Source organism: Streptomyces sp. B8-7 (assembly GCF_058833805.1).
Map to the genome: position 1 here is coordinate 306,567 of NZ_JBYRRL010000001.1, position 15,763 is coordinate 322,329.

10 protein-coding genes are annotated in these 15,763 nt (G+C 76.2%); 6 read left to right on the forward strand and 4 right to left on the reverse strand.

Going from position 1 to position 15,763, the window contains the following annotated elements; all coding sequences use genetic code 11:
- Window positions 1-284: 284 nt before the first annotated feature.
- Complete coding sequence (locus AC5K6T_RS01385) at window positions 285-1,172, reverse strand: esterase/lipase family protein (RefSeq protein ID WP_493204888.1); 888 nt, start codon at window positions 1,170-1,172, stop codon at window positions 285-287.
- 524 nt (window positions 1,173-1,696) lie between these two features.
- On the opposite strand from AC5K6T_RS01385, the gene icmB reads away from it, so the two are divergent.
- Window positions 1,697-2,113 carry a coenzyme B12-dependent isobutyryl CoA mutase small subunit gene (icmB, locus tag AC5K6T_RS01390; protein WP_493204889.1) on the forward strand — a complete coding sequence of 139 codons (417 nt, stop codon included), beginning with the start codon at window positions 1,697-1,699 and terminating at the stop codon, window positions 2,111-2,113.
- A gap of 523 nt (window positions 2,114-2,636) precedes the next feature.
- Here the strand turns inward: icmB and AC5K6T_RS01395 are convergent.
- Window positions 2,637-4,385: a DUF5691 domain-containing protein gene (locus AC5K6T_RS01395; protein ID WP_493204890.1), complete on the reverse strand. Its 1,749-nt coding sequence runs from the start codon at window positions 4,383-4,385 to the stop codon at window positions 2,637-2,639.
- Between the two features lie 193 nt (window positions 4,386-4,578).
- Complete coding sequence (locus AC5K6T_RS01400; protein WP_493204891.1) at window positions 4,579-6,039, reverse strand: SWIM zinc finger family protein; 1,461 nt, start codon at window positions 6,037-6,039, stop codon at window positions 4,579-4,581.
- 185 nt (window positions 6,040-6,224) lie between these two features.
- Between AC5K6T_RS01400 and AC5K6T_RS01405 the strand changes: the two genes are divergently transcribed.
- The 5 genes from AC5K6T_RS01405 to sucD all read left to right on the forward strand — a co-directional run bounded on the left by AC5K6T_RS01405 (window position 6,225) and on the right by sucD (window position 14,220).
- Window positions 6,225-7,589 carry an ATP-binding protein gene (locus AC5K6T_RS01405; protein WP_493204892.1) on the forward strand — a complete coding sequence of 455 codons (1,365 nt, stop codon included), beginning with the start codon at window positions 6,225-6,227 and terminating at the stop codon, window positions 7,587-7,589.
- 141 nt (window positions 7,590-7,730) lie between these two features.
- Complete coding sequence (locus AC5K6T_RS01410) at window positions 7,731-10,220, forward strand: DUF5682 family protein (protein WP_493204893.1); 2,490 nt, start codon at window positions 7,731-7,733, stop codon at window positions 10,218-10,220.
- Window positions 10,217-11,383, forward strand: coding sequence for a VWA domain-containing protein (locus AC5K6T_RS01415; protein ID WP_493204895.1), 1,167 nt, complete (start codon window positions 10,217-10,219; stop codon window positions 11,381-11,383). The genes AC5K6T_RS01410 and AC5K6T_RS01415 overlap by 4 nt, the downstream gene beginning before the upstream one ends.
- Before the next feature lie 743 nt (window positions 11,384-12,126).
- Window positions 12,127-13,308 carry an ADP-forming succinate--CoA ligase subunit beta gene (gene sucC / locus AC5K6T_RS01420; protein ID WP_493204896.1) on the forward strand — a complete coding sequence of 394 codons (1,182 nt, stop codon included), beginning with the start codon at window positions 12,127-12,129 and terminating at the stop codon, window positions 13,306-13,308.
- A gap of 27 nt (window positions 13,309-13,335) precedes the next feature.
- Window positions 13,336-14,220, forward strand: a complete 885-nt coding sequence (gene sucD, locus AC5K6T_RS01425; protein ID WP_493204897.1) for a succinate--CoA ligase subunit alpha — start codon at window positions 13,336-13,338, stop codon at window positions 14,218-14,220.
- 176 nt (window positions 14,221-14,396) lie between these two features.
- Here the strand turns inward: sucD and AC5K6T_RS01430 are convergent, their stop codons facing one another.
- Complete coding sequence (locus AC5K6T_RS01430; RefSeq protein WP_493204898.1) at window positions 14,397-15,713, reverse strand: sigma factor-like helix-turn-helix DNA-binding protein; 1,317 nt, start codon at window positions 15,711-15,713, stop codon at window positions 14,397-14,399.
- Between the last annotated feature and the right edge of the window lie 50 nt (window positions 15,714-15,763).

The following is a 15,763-nucleotide window of genomic DNA, read 5'->3' on the forward strand; positions in this document are numbered from 1 at the left end:
GAGATGCCAGGTCAGCGGCGTGGCGCCGGGGCGGGGCGAGGCCGGGCCGAGGCCGTGGCGCGTCGCGGGGGAGGGGAGAGGAGAGAGGGGCGGTGTGAGAGGAGGAGAGAGGGGAGGAGAGAGGGGAGGAGAGAGGGGAGGAGTGAGGGGGAGGCGGGTGGCTGAGCCGGGGAGCCGAGGGGCGGGGCGCGGGAGGAGCCGGAGCGGCGGGGCAACGGGAGGGGCGGGAGTGTGGAGGCCGGGGGAGCGGGAGCGGTGGGGGCGGGGGAGGCTGCGGCTCCGCCTCAGGCCACGGTCAGGCCGTCGCCCGGGGCGGCCGCCGGCTCCGCCGTGTCGTCCGCGTCGTCCGCGGCGTCGAGGGCCTGCCGTATGCCGTCCGCGACCGCGGGGTGCACGGACAGCGCGAGGTGGCCGATCCCGGTCACCGGCACGTTCCGCGCGAGCAGGTCCGGGTGCGCGATACGGGCGGTCTCCGGCGGGTCCATCAGGTGGTCGAGGTCGCTCCAGAAACTCACGAACCGGGTCCGGCAGCCCTCGGCCGGGCGGGACAGCTCCTCCACGACCGGCGACCCCGGGCGCATCTGGCGCACGATCGGGTGCGCGTCCGCCAGCGGCACGACCCGGGTGCCCGCGTGCGGGGTACCCAGCGTGACCAGTGTCCGCACCCTGAGGTCGCCGCCCAGCCGCTGCACGTAGTAGCGCGCTATCAGGCCGCCCAGGCTGTGCCCGACCACGTCCACCCGCCCGCTGCCGCTGCGCGCGCAGATCTCCTCGACATGCCGCCCCAGCAGCTCCGCGGCGGCACGGATGTCGCAGGTGAGCGGGGAGTAGTTGAGCGAGGTGACGTGCGGCCTGCCCTGCCGGGCCAGGGCGCGGCGCAGCGGCAGGAACACCGAGCGGTTGTCCATGAACCCGTGCAGCAGCACCACCGGGGGCCGGCCGGCCGAGGGCAGCCGGGCCGGACCGTCGGCGCCGTGTCCGGGCTCCGCGGCCGGACCTTCGGAGCGGCTCTCGGCCAGGACGCCCCAGGGGTAGAGGAGAAGGTGCCCGCCGAGGAGCGCGATCTCCAGCACGGTTGCCTTCAGCAGCGCCACGGACAGACCGGCCGGTCTGTCCGGCAGCAGCTGCCTGCACAGTGACGGAAGGCGCGGCAACTCCAGGGCGACCTTCACGACCGACCTCCCCTCGGCGCACGGGTGGACGGCGCTGTCCCCCGTAAGCCCTCGTGGAAAGCCGTGGTGCGCGCGGTCGGCCGGGTGCGGCGCGCGGCCGGACCCCGGCGGGCGGCGCGACGGGCGCCGCTGCGAAGGCGAGGCCCTCCGCCGGTGCGGCGGCCTCGTCGCGGCTCTCCTTGCGCGTGCTCCGGTGCGGCGCGCGGTCCCCGGGCCGCGGAGCGTCGCGGCGCGTGGGCCGCGAAGACCCGGAACGGTGCGCGGCGAACGTGTCCCACGTGTGATTTCCCCCTCGGTCTTCCTCGCGAAACTGCCGGTTGCGGGATGCTGGCGATAACGTTCGTTCACTTCTCCGGTCGGTGCGGACCGTGGCGTCCGTACCGTGGCGGCACCGTCCCGGCCCGGGGTGGAGCGCTCGCGGCGCCCCGCCCTGTGCGCGTGTGGCCTGCGCCACATGTACGGGGTGCCGGATGTGTGCGGTACTTGTCGTTACGGATGGATGTAGTCACTTCATGGAGGCAGTGATGGGCGTGGCAACCGGTCCGATCCGCGTGGTGGTGGCCAAACCGGGGCTCGACGGCCACGACCGGGGTGCCAAGGTGATCGCGCGGGCGCTGCGCGACGCCGGTATGGAGGTCATCTACACCGGGCTTCACCAGACCCCCGAGCAGATCGTCGACACCGCGATCCAGGAGGACGCCGACGCGATCGGCCTGTCCATCCTCTCCGGTGCCCACAACACGCTGTTCGCGGCCGTGATCGAACTGCTCCGGGAGCGTGACGCCGAGGACATCCTCGTGTTCGGCGGCGGCATCATCCCCGAAGGGGACATCGCACCGCTGAAGGAGAAGGGCGTCGCCGAGATCTTCACGCCGGGCGCCACCACCGCGTCCATCGTGGACTGGGTCCGCGCGAACGTCCGCCAGCCCGCCGGGGCGTGACCCGGCGGGGAGCCGCGAGGCGGAGAGCCCTCCGCCGGGGCACGGCCCGTCCGCCCGCCGGGGCGCGGGGGTAGAGCGCCGTTGCGGCCGCCGGGTCGCCCGGATGGGTCCGGGCCGTGGCCCCGGTGCGTTGCGGCCCGTCCCGCCCGCCTGCGTGGAGCGGTTCGGCGCCGCGGCGGCCTTCGGGGCGCACGGCGAAGCCCCCGTCCGGCCCGCGCTGCCCGGCATGGCGCCCGGCCGGACGCCCGGACCCGGCGGCCGTCCGGTCCGCGGGCGCCCGTCCGGTCCGCGATGCGCCGTTCCGGACGGCGTGAGCCCCGCCCTCCGGGCGGACGGCACCGCCGGCGCCACACCCCCGGGCCGCCCCCGGGCCGCCCCCGGGCCGCCCCCGCCGCCCCCGACACGGCCGGGCGCCGGGTCCGGGCGTCCGGCCGGCCCGGACGCCGCAAGGCCCGGGGCCGGGGCGGGGCCACCCGGGGCGAGTGACCGGGGCCGAGAGGGTCCGCCGGGGGAGGGGACCAGGTCAGACGTCGCTTCGCCGGGGCTGCGGCCGGGGCTGCGGCGGGCCCAGTTCCTCCGCCATCGCCGCGCGCAGGCGGAGGGTTGCGGCCAGCCGCTGGAAGGCTTCCGCCCAGTAGCCGCCGGCGCCGGGGGAGCCGTCCTCCGGTTCCTCCGGAACCGCGAGCAGACCGTCGAGCCGGCCGGCCTCCGCCGGGTCCAGGCACCGCTCCGCCAGCCCCATGACCCCGCTGAAACTCCAGGGGTAGCTGCCGGCGTCCCGCGCGATGTCGAGGGCGTCGACCACGGCCCGGCCGAGCGGCTCCGCCCACGGCACCGCACACACGCCGAGCAGCTGGAACGCCTCCGACAGCCCGTGTGTCGCGATGAACCCGGCCACCCAGTCGGCCCGTTCTCCCGGCTCCAGGGTGTCCAGCAGCCGGGCCCGCTCCGCCAGCGAGACCGCGCCCGGACCACCCGCCTCGGGTGCGGACGGCGGCCCCAGCAGCGCCCGCGACCAGGCGGCGTCCCGCTGCCGGACCGAGGCCCGGCACCAGGCCGCGTGCAGGTCCTCCCGCCAGCCGTCCGCGACCGGCAGCGCCACGATCTCCCGCGGGGTACGGCCGCCGAGCCGCCCGGCCCAGCTGCCGAGCGGAGCGGCCTCCACCAACTGGCCCAGCCACCATGAGCGTTCACCCCGTCCCGCCGGAGCCCTGGCCACGACACCGTCCCGCTCCATGCTCGGATCGCACTCGTGAGGTGCTTCAACCCCGATCGTGGGCGAGGGGAGCGTGCGGTCCAGGGCCACGCACGCCAGGGCGCGCACCGCCATCCGCCCGGCGAGCGCCGACTGCGGCAGCGCCGACAGCAACTCCGCGGCCGTGGCCCGCACGTTGCGGCTCCGGTCGTCCAACGCCCGTTCCAGGAAGGGCTCGTCGGCCGGGTGAAGCCCCACCCGCAGCGAGTCGAGGAACATCAGCCGGTCCTCGGCCCGTTCCGTCTCCCACGTCGACGCCAGCAGTTCGCGCGCGGCGGCGCGCCCTCGGGAGCGCAGCGCGCCGAGCAGCGCGGCCCGTTCGGTGAACAGCCCCTCCTCCCACAGCCGCCGCACCTCCTCCGCGTCCTCGGGGCCGGGCCGCAGCGCACCGCACCCGGGGAGAGCGCGCAGCACGAACCGCCAGTCCGGGTTGAGGCGAGCCAGCCATCCGGCACGCCCGCCCGCGAAGACCAGAACCGCGGACCGCAGGTCGGTGCGGCCCCTGGCCGTGTCCAGCAGCGCGGGCAGCAGCTCCGGCGGTGCCGCGTACCCCCGGGCGTTGGCCAGGGCCAGCCACTGCGGCAGCAGCTCCCGCAGATCCGGTGCGGAGGCGCGGCGTCCGCCACCGGCCGGGCCGGGCCGGTCCGCCAGCAGCTCCGCGAGGCGCCGGGCCGCGGCGCCCGGCAGCGCGGGGCGCGGATCGGCCGGGAGCGGGTCCAGCCGTCGCCCCGCCCGCCCGGGCCGCAGCCCCGCCCGCCGCCGTACGGTCTCCCGCGCCGCCGCGTCCAGCAGTGCGACGGGGGCGGGCACCCGGCCACCGCCGGACCCGGCGGGCGGCGGCCCCGGCAGGTCCGGGCCGGCCGGTGCCGGCCCTGTCGGGGCCGGGGGGACCGGCGACCCCGCCGGGTCCGCGCCGGTGGGCGGGCTGCGGCGGTCCGTGCCCAGCAGGGCCGTGGTGACGAGTTCCTCCCAGAGGCCGGGTGCGGCCGCGTCCGAGGAGCCGGCCGGGCCGGTCAAGGTCTGCCTTCTCTCATGGTCGGCGTCCTCTCTCTTCTCTCTTCTTCTCTCTTCGTCCCTCTTCGTCTCTCTTCTCTCTTTGCTCGTTCTTCCCTCTCCTTCTGCATTCCGCTCGGCGGGCGCGACCTGGCCGGGCCGTGTCACGAGCCCGCGCCCCCGGCGCCGGAGCGGGTTCCCTTGCGCGCGGGTCGGATCAGTACAGGGCGACGGCCGCACCCGTGCCCTCCGGCCAGGCGGCCAGCGGGGTGAAGCCGCGGTGACCGCAGGTGCCGAAGACCCTGACCGGGGCACCGCCGGACAGGGAGACGAGCCGCCACAGGCCGGGCCGGGTGCGGGCGGCCGGGGTGAGCGGCAGGGCCGCGTCCGCACCGGAGTCGGCCAGCTGCCAGGAGTCGCCGTCCGGGACGGGCACCACCTCGTCGAGGGTGACCGGGACCGACTCCCGCCACGGGTCGCGGCGCACCGCCTCGCCGTACCGGGCGAGAGCCCGCGTCACGGACACGCCCGGCGGCCGCGCCGCCGTGGGCTCCGGCGGGGCGAACCGCTCCCCCAGGGCGCCGCGGGACGACCAGGGGTAGGCGGACACCTCCGCGTCCAGGGCCATCCCCACCGGCAGCGCCATCTCCGGAGGCCGGCCGGCGGCACCGTAGGAGAGCAGCAGCACCGTCCTGCCGGAGCTGGTGCCGTACAGCCATATCCGGCGCGTCGTCAGTATCGCGTCGGCGGTGTCGTACTGGGCGAGAACCAACCAGCGGTCCCGAAGCGGCGGACCCTCGGCGCGGGCGGTGAGTCCGACGCGGGAGCGGACGGCAGCGGCCAGTTCCGCGGGCAGCCGATCGCGGTGCAGCCATCCCCGGGCGAGGAGGTGCAGCATCGCGCACTCCTCCAGCAGGCGCACCGGCCAGCCCTGTCCGGAGGAGACGACCGCCCCCGACTCGCGGGCCCGGGAGGCCAGTCCGGGGGCCTGGGCGTCGACCATGCGGGCCGCCGTCTCCTCCCACGGTCCCGGCCCCGCCTGATGTGCCGCCGCCAGCCCGCCCCGCAGCAGGTCCGCGAGGCGCTGCTCCATCTCCATGGCCCCCGCGGTGATCCGTCCGGCCCGTCGCTCCGCCCGGCGGAGCGCGGCCCCGGCATCGGGGGAGGCGGTGCCCGGACTCCCCGCGCCGGCAGAGGTACCGGCGCCCGATCCGGTGGTGTCCTCGCCCCGGCCGTCGCCGTCTGCCCGGCCGCCGCCGTCTCCCTGGCCGTGGCCGTCTGCCCGGCCGGCTGCCTCGACGCCTCCTTCCCGCTCCGCTCGTGCTCCGCTCTCCCGTATCCACCGCCCGGCCCAGTCCGGTGCCCGCCCCCGTGGCACTCCGGCACCCTTCCCGTCCGCCCACAACAGCAGCAGCCCGAGCGCGTGCCGGCACGGGGCTCGCCGACTGCGGCAACTGCACGTGTACGCCGGGCCGGAGGGGTCCGCGAGGTCGACGGCCGTGCGGTGCGGCCGGCCGCCGCCGCCCGCGCACACACCCCACACCGCCCCCTCGGACGAACTGCCCGTGCCGGACCACGACCCGGCCGCGCCGAGCCTGCTTCCCGCCGCGCGTGACGCGGCGTCAGGCGCCAGTGCCAGCACCTGGTCCGCCGTCCAGCGCACCTCCTGCTGTGTCATGTCGTCGAAGGTAGAACGCCCCACTGACAATCGGCCCTGAGCAGGCGTTCTCGCAGGTCGGATCGCATTGTCAGTGGTGTGGTGCACGGTGGTTGCCAGATCCGAACCGGCCGAGCCGGAGGGGGCACTCAGCCATGTCCGTGTCCGTCGAAACGAAGCCTGACGATCCGATGTCCACCGGACCGATGTCCACCGGACCGATGACCACCGGTCCGACGACCGAACGTCCGACGCCCGAACGTCCGACGCCCGACGAACCCGCGAAGACCACCGATCCGACGCCGACCGGCGGTCCGGCACGTACCGCCGACCTGGCGCACACCGCCGACCTGACGCACACCGCCGGTCCGGCGCACGACGGTGATCCGGTCCGGGCCGCCGGTCCGGCCCGGACCGGCCGTCCGGCGGCGGCCGGCGAGCGCTGCGCGCCGGCCGGTCCCGTCGGGTCCGCCGGACCGGTCGGATCCGACACACAGGTGCTGCGGCCGCACGCCGAGCACGCCTTCGCCGCGGAACTCGCCGCGCTGGCCGCGCACGACGACCGTCCGCGCCCGGCCCGCTGGAAGCTGTCGCCGTGGGCCGTGGCCCGCTATCTGCTGGGCGGCACCCTGCCCGACGGCACCGTGATCACGCCGAAGTACGTCGGCCCGCGCCGCCTGGTCGAGGTCGCGGTCACCACCCTCGCCACCGACCGGGCCCTGCTGCTCCTCGGTGTCCCCGGCACGGCGAAGACCTGGGTCTCCGAGCACCTGGCCGCGGCCGTCAGCGGGGACTCCACCCTGCTGGTGCAGGGCACCGCGGGCACCCCGGAGGAAGCCGTCCGCTACGGCTGGAACTACGCGCGGCTCCTCGCCGGCGGCCCCAGCCGAGAAGCCCTCGTGCCCAGTCCGGTCATGCGGGCGATGGCCGACGGCATGACGGTCCGGATCGAGGAGCTGACCCGCATCCCGGCCGACGTGCAGGACACCCTCATCACGATCCTGTCCGAGAAGACCCTGCCGATACCGGAACTGGGCCAGGAGGTGCAGGCGGTCCGCGGGTTCAACCTCATCGCCACCGCCAACGACCGCGACCGCGGGGTCAACGACCTGTCCAGCGCGCTGCGCCGCCGCTTCAACACCGTGGTGCTGCCGCTGCCGGAGACCGTCGACGCGGAGGTCGACATCGTGGCGCGGCGCGTCGACCAGATCGGCCGCTCCCTCGACCTGCCCTCGGTCCCCGACGGGGCCGCCGAGATCCGCCGGGTGGTGACCGTCTTCCGCGAACTGCGCGGCGGGGTCACCGCCGACGGCCGGACGAAGGTGAAGTCGCCCAGCGGCACCCTCTCCACGGCCGAGGCGATCTCCGTCGTGACCAGCGGGCTCGCGCTGGCCGCGCACTTCGGCGACGGTGTGCTGCGGCCGGGTGACATCGCCGCCGGCCTGCTCGGCGCCGTGGTACGGGACCCCGTCTCCGACCAAGTGGTCTGGCAGGAGTACCTGGAGGCGGTGGTCCGGGAGCGGGACGGCTGGGGCGACCTCTACCGGGCCTGCCGGGAGGTGGCCGCATGAGCGACAACACCTCCATCCGGGGACAGGCCACGAAGCGGTGCACGGCCGCGGCGGTGCCGGCGGCCCGCCGCCCGGACCGCGACGACGACACGAGATGGCCACGGCGTGCCCGGGACCGCTCGGCCCGCCCGGGGAGCGGGCATGCGCGGAGCTGAGCGGACGAGCGGTGCGGCCGCACCCGTGCTGCTGGGGGTACGGCACCACGGCCCGGGTTCCGCCCGGGCCGTGCGGGCCGCGCTCGACGCGGTGCGGCCCCGGGCCGTCCTGATCGAGGGGCCGCCGGAGGCCGACGCACTCGTGCCGCTGGCCGCGGACCCCGCCATGCGGCCGCCGGTGGCACTGCTCGCCCACGCCGTGGACGAGCCCGGCCGGTCGGCGTTCTGGCCGATGGCCGGGTTCTCCCCGGAGTGGACGGCCCTGCGCTGGGCCCTTCAGCACGGCGTTCCGGTGCGCTTCATCGACCTGCCCGCCGCTCACACGCTGGCCCGGGCCGTGCCGGAGGACACGCCTGCCCCGGCGGCGGAGCCCGCCGCCGGGGCCACGCCCGCCGACCCCACGGCCACGCCCGCCGACCCCACGGCCGCGGCGGCCGGGCCCACGGCCGCGGCGGCCGGGCCCACGGCCGCGGCGGCCGGGCCCGGCGGTGGGCCCGGGCCCACCGCGGCGGCCGGGCCGACGGGCGGGCCCCGTCCCGCCGGTGCGGTCCGGCTCGATCCGCTCGCCGTGCTCGCCGGTCTCGCCGGCCACGACGACCCCGAACGCTGGTGGGAGGACGTCGTCGAGCACCGGGGCCCGGGCCGCGCCGACCCGCTCGCGCCGTTCGCCGCGGTCGAGGAGGCGATGGGCGCGCTGCGGGAGGAGTACGGCGACGCGGGCCACGACCGGGACCTCCTCCGGGAGGCGCACATGCGGCTCCGGGTGCGGGCCGCACGGCGGGAGTTCGGCGACCGGGTGGCCGTGGTGTGCGGAGCGTGGCACGTTCCCGCGCTGCGGCGGCGCACCACACTCGCCGCGGACCGGGCGCTGCTGAAGGGGCTCGCCAAGGTACGGGCCGAACTGACCTGGGTGCCGTGGACGCACCGCCGGCTGGCACGGGCCGGCGGGTACGGGGCGGGTGTCGACGCGCCGGGCTGGTACGGGCACCTGTTCGAGGCACCGGACCGGCCCGTCGAGCGGTGGCTGGCCAGGGCGGCCGGGCTGCTGCGGGACGAGGGCCGGGCCGTCTCCCCCGCGCACGTCATCGAGGCGGTGCGGCTGGCCGGGACCCTCGCCGCGCTGCGCGGCCGCCCGCTGCCCGGCCTGAGCGAGACCACGGACGCGGTCCGGGCGGTGATGTGCGAGGGCTCGGACCTGCCGATGGCCCTGATACGGGACCGGCTGGTGGTGGGCGACGTCCTGGGGCGGGTACCCGCCTCGGCGCCGGCGGTGCCCCTGCAGCGGGACCTCGACCGGCTCCAGCGGCGGCTCCGCCTCCGGCCGGCGGCGGAGCCGCGGGAACTGGACCTCGACCTGCGCAAGGAGACCGACGCGCGGCGCAGCGGACTCCTGCACCGGCTGCGGCTGCTGGACGTGCCGTGGGGCGAGCCGCTGGCCTCCCACGGCGGCACGGGGACGTTCCGGGAGACCTGGCGGCTGGCCTGGGAGCCGGAGCTGTCGCTGCGGGTCGCCGAGGCCGGGGTGTGGGGCACGACCGTGCGGTCCGCGGCGCAGGCCCGCGCGGAGGCCGACGCGGCCGCCGCGCCGACCCTGGCCGAGGTGACCGCGCTGGCCGAGCGGTGCCTGCCGGCCGCCCTGCCGGAGGCGCTGCCCGCGGTGATGCGGGCCCTCGCCGACCGCGCCGCGCTCGACACGGACGTCGGTCATCTCGCGCAGGCCCTGCCCGCCCTGGTCCGGGCGCTGCGCTACGGGGACGTACGCGGAACCGACACCGGCGCCCTCGCGGAGGTCACCGCCGGCCTCGCCGGGCGGGTCTTCGTCGGACTGCCCCCGGCCTGCACCGGGCTGGGCGTGGAGGCGGCCGAGGAGATGCGCGGCCACGTCGACGCCGTGCACGGGGCGGTGGGGCTGCTGGCGGACGAGGACCTGCCGGGCCCGGCGTGCCGGGCCGGACTGCGGACCCGGTGGCGGGCGGTGCTCGGGGTGCTGTCCCGGCGGGACACCGTGCCCGGCGCGATCCGGGGCCGGGCCGTCCGGCTGCTGCTCGACGGCGGCGGGCTGCCCGGGGCGGAGGCGGCGCGGCTGATGGGGGCGGCGCTGTCCCGGGGAACCCCGCCCGCCGAGGCCGCCGCCTGGATCGAGGGCTTCGCCGGCGGTGCGGGCGGCGGGCTGCTGCTCGTGCACGACGGGCCGCTGCTCGACCTGGTCGACGGCTGGCTGACCGGGGTGCCCGCCGCGGCCTTCACCGATGTGCTGCCGCTGCTGCGCCGTACCTTCGCCCGGTTCGAGCCCGGCGTGCGCCGCACCCTCGGCGAACTGGTCCGGGGCGGGCCGGGCGGGCGGGCCGCGGCCGCCACCGGGCCCGCGCCGGGCTTCGCGGACGGCCTGGACGCCGGGCGGGCCGACGCGGTGCTGCCGGCCGTCCGGCTCCTGCTGGGGCTCGACGACACCGAACCGAGGGAGGTGGGCGCATGACGGAGCGAGGGGACGACGCGGCGGCGCGGGAGCGGTCGCGGCGGTGGCGGCTCGTCCTGGGCGGGGAGGCGGCCGACGGCACCGGGTGTGTGCTCGACGGCCGGGACGCCGCGATGGACGGGACACTCACCGCGCTCTACGGCGCACCGGACCGGCCGCGCGAGGGCCGCGAGCGGGCGGCGGGCCTCGGGGCGTCGGCGCCCTCTGTGGCGCGCTGGCTCGGCGACATCCGCACGTACTTCCCCGCCTCGGTCGTGCAGGTCATGCAGCGCGACGCCATCGACCGGCTCGGCCTGGCCACGCTGCTGCTGGAACCGGAGATGCTGGCGGCGGTCGAACCGGACGTGCATCTGGTCGGCACGCTGCTGTCGCTCGGCGGCGTGATGCCCGAGGCCGCGCGGGAGACCGCGCGGGCCGTCGTCCGCCGGGTCGTCGAGGACCTGGAGAAGCGGCTGGCGGCACGGACCCGGGCCGTCCTCGGCGGCGCCCTCGACCGCAGCTCCCGGGTCCGGCGCCCGCGCCACCAGGACATCGACTGGAACCGCACCATCGCCGCCAACCTCCGGCACTACCTGCCCGAGCACCGCACGGTCGTGCCGGAGCGGCTCGTCGGCCACGGGCGGGCCGCCCGGTCGGTGCGCAAGGAGGTCGTGCTCTGCGTCGACCAGTCCGGGTCGATGGCCGCGTCGGTGGTGTACGCCTCGGTGTTCGGGGCGGTGCTGGCGTCCCTGCCGTCGCTCGGCACCCGGCTCGTGGTCTTCGACACCGAGGTCGCCGACCTCACCGACCGGCTCGACGACCCGGTCGACGTCCTGTTCGGCACCCAGCTCGGCGGGGGCACCGACATCAGCCGGGCGCTCGCCTACTGCCAGCAGCGCATCACCCGCCCCGCGGAGACCGTGGTCGTGCTCGTCAGCGACCTGTACGAAGGGGGCCTGCGCGACGAGATGCTGCGGCGGGTGGCGTCGATGCAGGCGTCCGGGGTGCGGTTCGTGGTCCTGCTCGCGCTGTCGGACGAGGGCACCCCGGCCTACGACCGGGAGCGTGCGGCCGCGCTGGCCGAGCTGGGGGTGCCGGCCTTCGCCTGCACGCCCGACCTGTTCCCGGAGGTGATGGCCGCCGCGATCGAACAGCGTCCGCTGCCGCTGCCGGACACCGTGTGACGAGCCCGCCGGCCGCTCCGCCGGAACGCCGCCCCGGCCGTCGTGGCACCGGCCTGCCCGGACGTGTCGCCCTGCCCGCACCTCCCGCCGTCCGGCGGGACCCCGGCCGGATCGTGCCCGTCGGCGGGAACGCCGCCCCGGCCGTCGTGGCACCGGCCTGCCCGGACGTGTCGCCCTGCCCGCACCTCCCGCCGTCCGGCGGGACCCCGGCCGGACCGTGCCCGTCGGCGGGAGCGTGCCTCCGGCCGGAATCCCCCGCCTGCCAGGGGGCGCCGACACCGCCGCGCCGGGACCCCGTACCCGAGGCCTTTGCACCCCCGGACGGCCGAAAGCCGTCGGACGCGTCCGGGCCCGGGCCGCGGCCACGGGACCGGGAACCTCCCCGGGGACGGGGGATCCCCGGCCCCGCCTCCGCACGGAGGCGGGGCACCGCGCCGCACCAGGCCCCACCAGGCCCCACCAGGCCCCACCGGGCCGACCCCGGTCCGGTGGGGCCTCACCCCCGGCGCCGGCCCACCGGCACGGCGTGTCATCGGGTGCGGCATCGTGTGACAGGTATCACCGCTCAGGGGCGACCCTTGATTTCGAGGCCTCCCGGAAGCAGCGATAACCTGCGAGACGGACATGCCGCGCGCTCGGTCACCGTGTGCGCCCCCCTTGTGACACAGCGGACGTCACGTTGCCCTTCGCGGCACGCCCACGCATCCAACGAACCGCGAGATCACTGATAGGGACGGAAGCGCGTGGACCTGTTCGAGTACCAGGCGAGGGACCTCTTCGCCAAGCACGATGTACCGGTGCTGGCCGGTGAAGTCATCGACACGCCTGAGGCGGCGCGCGAGATCACCGAGCGTCTGGGCGGCAAGTCCGTCGTCAAGGCGCAGGTGAAGGTCGGTGGCCGCGGCAAGGCCGGTGGCGTGAAGCTCGCCGCCACGCCGGACGAGGCCGTGGCGCGCGCGACGGACATCCTCGGCATGGACATCAAGGGCCACACGGTCCACAAGGTCATGATCGCCGAGACCGCGCCGGAGATCGTCGAGGAGTACTACGTCTCCTTCCTCCTCGACCGTGCCAACCGCACCTTCCTCTCCATCGCCTCCGTCGAGGGCGGCGTGGAGATCGAGGAGGTGGCGGCCACGCGTCCGGAGGCCGTCGCCAAGACCCCGATCGACCCGATCGACGGTGTGGACGAGGCGAAGGCCCGCGAGATCGTCGAGGCCGCGAAGTTCCCCGCCGAGGTCGCCGACAAGGTCGTCAACGTCCTGGTCAGGCTCTGGGACACGTTCATCAAGTCGGACGCCCTCCTCGTCGAGGTCAACCCGCTGGCGAAGGTCGCCTCCGGCGAGGTGCTCGCCCTCGACGGCAAGGTGTCGCTCGACGACAACGCCGAGTTCCGCCACCCCGAGTACGAGGAGCTCCACGACAAGGCCGCCGCCAACCCGCTGGAGGCGGCCGCCAAGGAGAAGAACCTCAACTACGTCAAGCTCGACGGCGAGGTCGGCATCATCGGCAACGGCGCGGGTCTCGTCATGAGCACCCTGGACGTCGTCGCGTACGCCGGTGAGAACCACGGCGGTGTCAAGCCCGCCAACTTCCTCGACATCGGCGGCGGCGCCTCCGCCCAGGTCATGGCCAACGGCCTGGAGATCATCCTCGGCGACCCGGACGTCAAGTCCGTCTTCGTCAACGTCTTCGGCGGCATCACCGCCTGCGACGAGGTCGCCAACGGCATCGTGCAGGCGCTGAAGCTCCTGGAGGACCGCGGCGAGAACGTCTCCAAGCCGCTGGTGGTCCGTCTCGACGGCAACAACGCCGAGCTGGGCCGGCAGATCCTCACGGACGCCAACCACCCGCTGGTGCAGCGCGTCGACACCATGGACGGTGCGGCCGCCAAGGCCGCCGAGCTGGCCCACGCCGCCAACTAAGCACTCAGGACGAGGACACAACACACCATGGCTATCTGGCTCAACAAGGACAGCAAGGTCATCGTCCAGGGCATGACCGGCGCCACCGGCATGAAGCACACCAGGCTCATGCTCGGCGACGGCACCAACGTCGTGGGCGGCGTGAACCCGCGCAAGGCGGGCACCACGGTGGACTTCGACGGCACCGAGGTACCGGTCTTCGGCACCGTCAAGGAGGCCATCGAGGCCACCGGCGCCAACGTCTCCGTCATCTTCGTGCCGGAGAAGTTCACCAAGGACGCGGTCGTCGAGGCCATCGACGCCGAGATCCCGCTGGCCGTCGTGATCACCGAGGGCATCGCCGTGCACGACACAGCCGCCTTCTGGGCGTACGCCGGCAAGAAGGGCGACAAGACCCGCATCATCGGCCCGAACTGCCCCGGCATCATCACCCCGGGCCAGTCGAACGTCGGCATCATCCCGGGCGACATCACCAAGCCGGGCCGCATCGGCCTGGTCTCGAAGTCCGGCACGCTGACGTACCAGATGATGTACGAGCTGCGCGACATCGGCTTCTCCACGGCCGTCGGCATCGGTGGCGACCCGATCATCGGCACCACGCACATCGACGCCCTGGCCGCCTTCCAGGAGGACCCCGACACCGACCTGATCGTCATGATCGGCGAGATCGGCGGCGACGCCGAGGAGCGGGCCGCGGCCTTCATCAAGGACAACGTGACCAAGCCGGTCGTCGGCTACGTCGCGGGCTTCACCGCGCCCGAGGGCAAGACCATGGGCCACGCCGGCGCCATCGTCTCCGGCTCCTCCGGCACCGCCCAGGCGAAGAAGGAGGCCCTGGAGGCCGCCGGGGTCAAGGTCGGCAAGACCCCGACCGAGACCGCCAAGCTGGCGCGCGAGATCCTCGCCGGCTGACGGCGCCGCCCTCAGGCGCACGTCCCAGGCGCACGCCGCACGGCGCGAGGCCCGCACCCCGTCCGGGGCGCGGGCCTCGCGCCTGTCCGCCCGTCGGCGGCACCGTGACCGGACCGGCCGCCGCGGCGGTCCCGGCTCACCGGCTCACCGGCTCACCGGCTCACCGGCTCACCGGCTCATCGGCTCATCGGCATCAGGCGTTCCGGGCCGTTCGCCGCTTCCCGCCGCAGCTTGGCGCGCAGTTCCAGCTCCGCCTCCGACAGCGGGCCGGGCGCGGACCTGGGCGGCAGGCCGCGCACGGTCTCGCCCGGTGCGACCGGCGGCTCGTAGTGCGTGGGCGCGGTGCGCACGGTCAGCGCGGTGGCGCCGACGATCGCGACCGTGACGGCGATCGCGGCCCGGGTCCAGAACCGCGCCCGGCGTTCGCTGCCGTCCCGGACGACCACGGGCCGGGCGGCCCGCAGCCGCTCGGTGGAGGCCAGCTCGGCGAGGCGCCGGCCCAGCACGACGGGATCCGACAGCTCAGGGAGCCGCGCCGCGACCTCCGCACGCGCGTGCAGCAGGCGGTGCGCCGCGGCCGGCGTGCTCGCCTCGGTCTCCGCCGCGGTCTCGGGCAGCCGCAGCCCCACCCCGTCGTGCAGGACGAGCGTGCGCCGGTAGGGCGGCGGCAGCTGCAGCAGGGCGTCCAGCAGGGCGCGGTCGGAGGCGTCGGCCGGCGGCGGCTCGGGATGCCGGTAGCGCGGCCGGAAGCGGTGCCAGGGGGACAGGGCGTACTCGTACGCCGCCGCCCGCACCCAGCCCGCCGGGTCCGGGTCCACGGCCACCTCGGGCCAGCGGTCCCAGGCCAGCTGGAACGACCGCTCGACCGCCTCCCGGGCCAGCTCGCGCCGCCCGCCGAGCAGATAGGTCTGCCGTACCAGGGCGGGTGCGCAGAGGGAGTACAGCGCGTCGAAGGCCTGGTCGGGCGTGAGGGGGCTCCCGGTCTCCGGCCCGGACCCCGCCGGTGCCGCCGCGGCCGTCGTCACCGCGCCTGCCGCCGTTGCCGTCGTCGCCTGCGCGGGCGCGGCCAGGGGCCGGGGAGCGGCCTTCACCGCGGGGAGGGCAGGCTGCCGCAGCGTGGCCTCGACCGCACCGCCCAGCGTGGCCTCGACCGCACCGTCCCGCCCGCTGTCGCTGCCTCCCCCGTGGTCCTCCGGCTGACGTGCCGTCACAGCGGCCTCCGCGCCGGACGCCGGTCCACCGGACGCCGCCCCGGCGGCAACGGCTCCCACGGTCTGCGGCTCGGCGGGGGCGCGGTCGAGCGTGGCCAGGAGCCTGGCGTACGCCTCCCGCTTGCGGCCGCGCGGCGTGGTGCGGCCGGTCTCCCACGCACGGACCGTCTCGCGGGAGACACCCATCCGCTCCGCGAGCTGACTCTGGGTCAGTGAGGCGGCCTCACGCAGGCGTCGGCGTTCCTTCGGCGGCGGGAGGGGGGTCGCAGGGCTCTGTGTCACAGGGCGCCCCTTCGGGCAATAAGGAACATAAACATATATTGGGTGACACG

What these genes read in the sequence shown, in the direction of transcription:
- AC5K6T_RS01415 (WP_493204895.1), top strand. Translation starts at nt 10,217, where the DNA reads ATGACGGAGCGAGGGGACGACGCGGCGGCGCGGGAGCGGTCGCGGCGG.
- icmB (WP_493204889.1), top strand. Translation starts at nt 1,697, where the DNA reads ATGGGCGTGGCAACCGGTCCGATCCGCGTGGTGGTGGCCAAACCGGGG.
- AC5K6T_RS01400 (WP_493204891.1), bottom strand. Translation starts at nt 6,039, where the DNA reads ATGACACAGCAGGAGGTGCGCTGGACGGCGGACCAGGTGCTGGCACTG.
- AC5K6T_RS01405 (WP_493204892.1), top strand. Translation starts at nt 6,225, where the DNA reads ATGTCCACCGGACCGATGACCACCGGTCCGACGACCGAACGTCCGACG.
- sucD (WP_493204897.1), top strand. Translation starts at nt 13,336, where the DNA reads ATGGCTATCTGGCTCAACAAGGACAGCAAGGTCATCGTCCAGGGCATG.
- AC5K6T_RS01410 (WP_493204893.1), top strand. Translation starts at nt 7,731, where the DNA reads ATGCGCGGAGCTGAGCGGACGAGCGGTGCGGCCGCACCCGTGCTGCTG.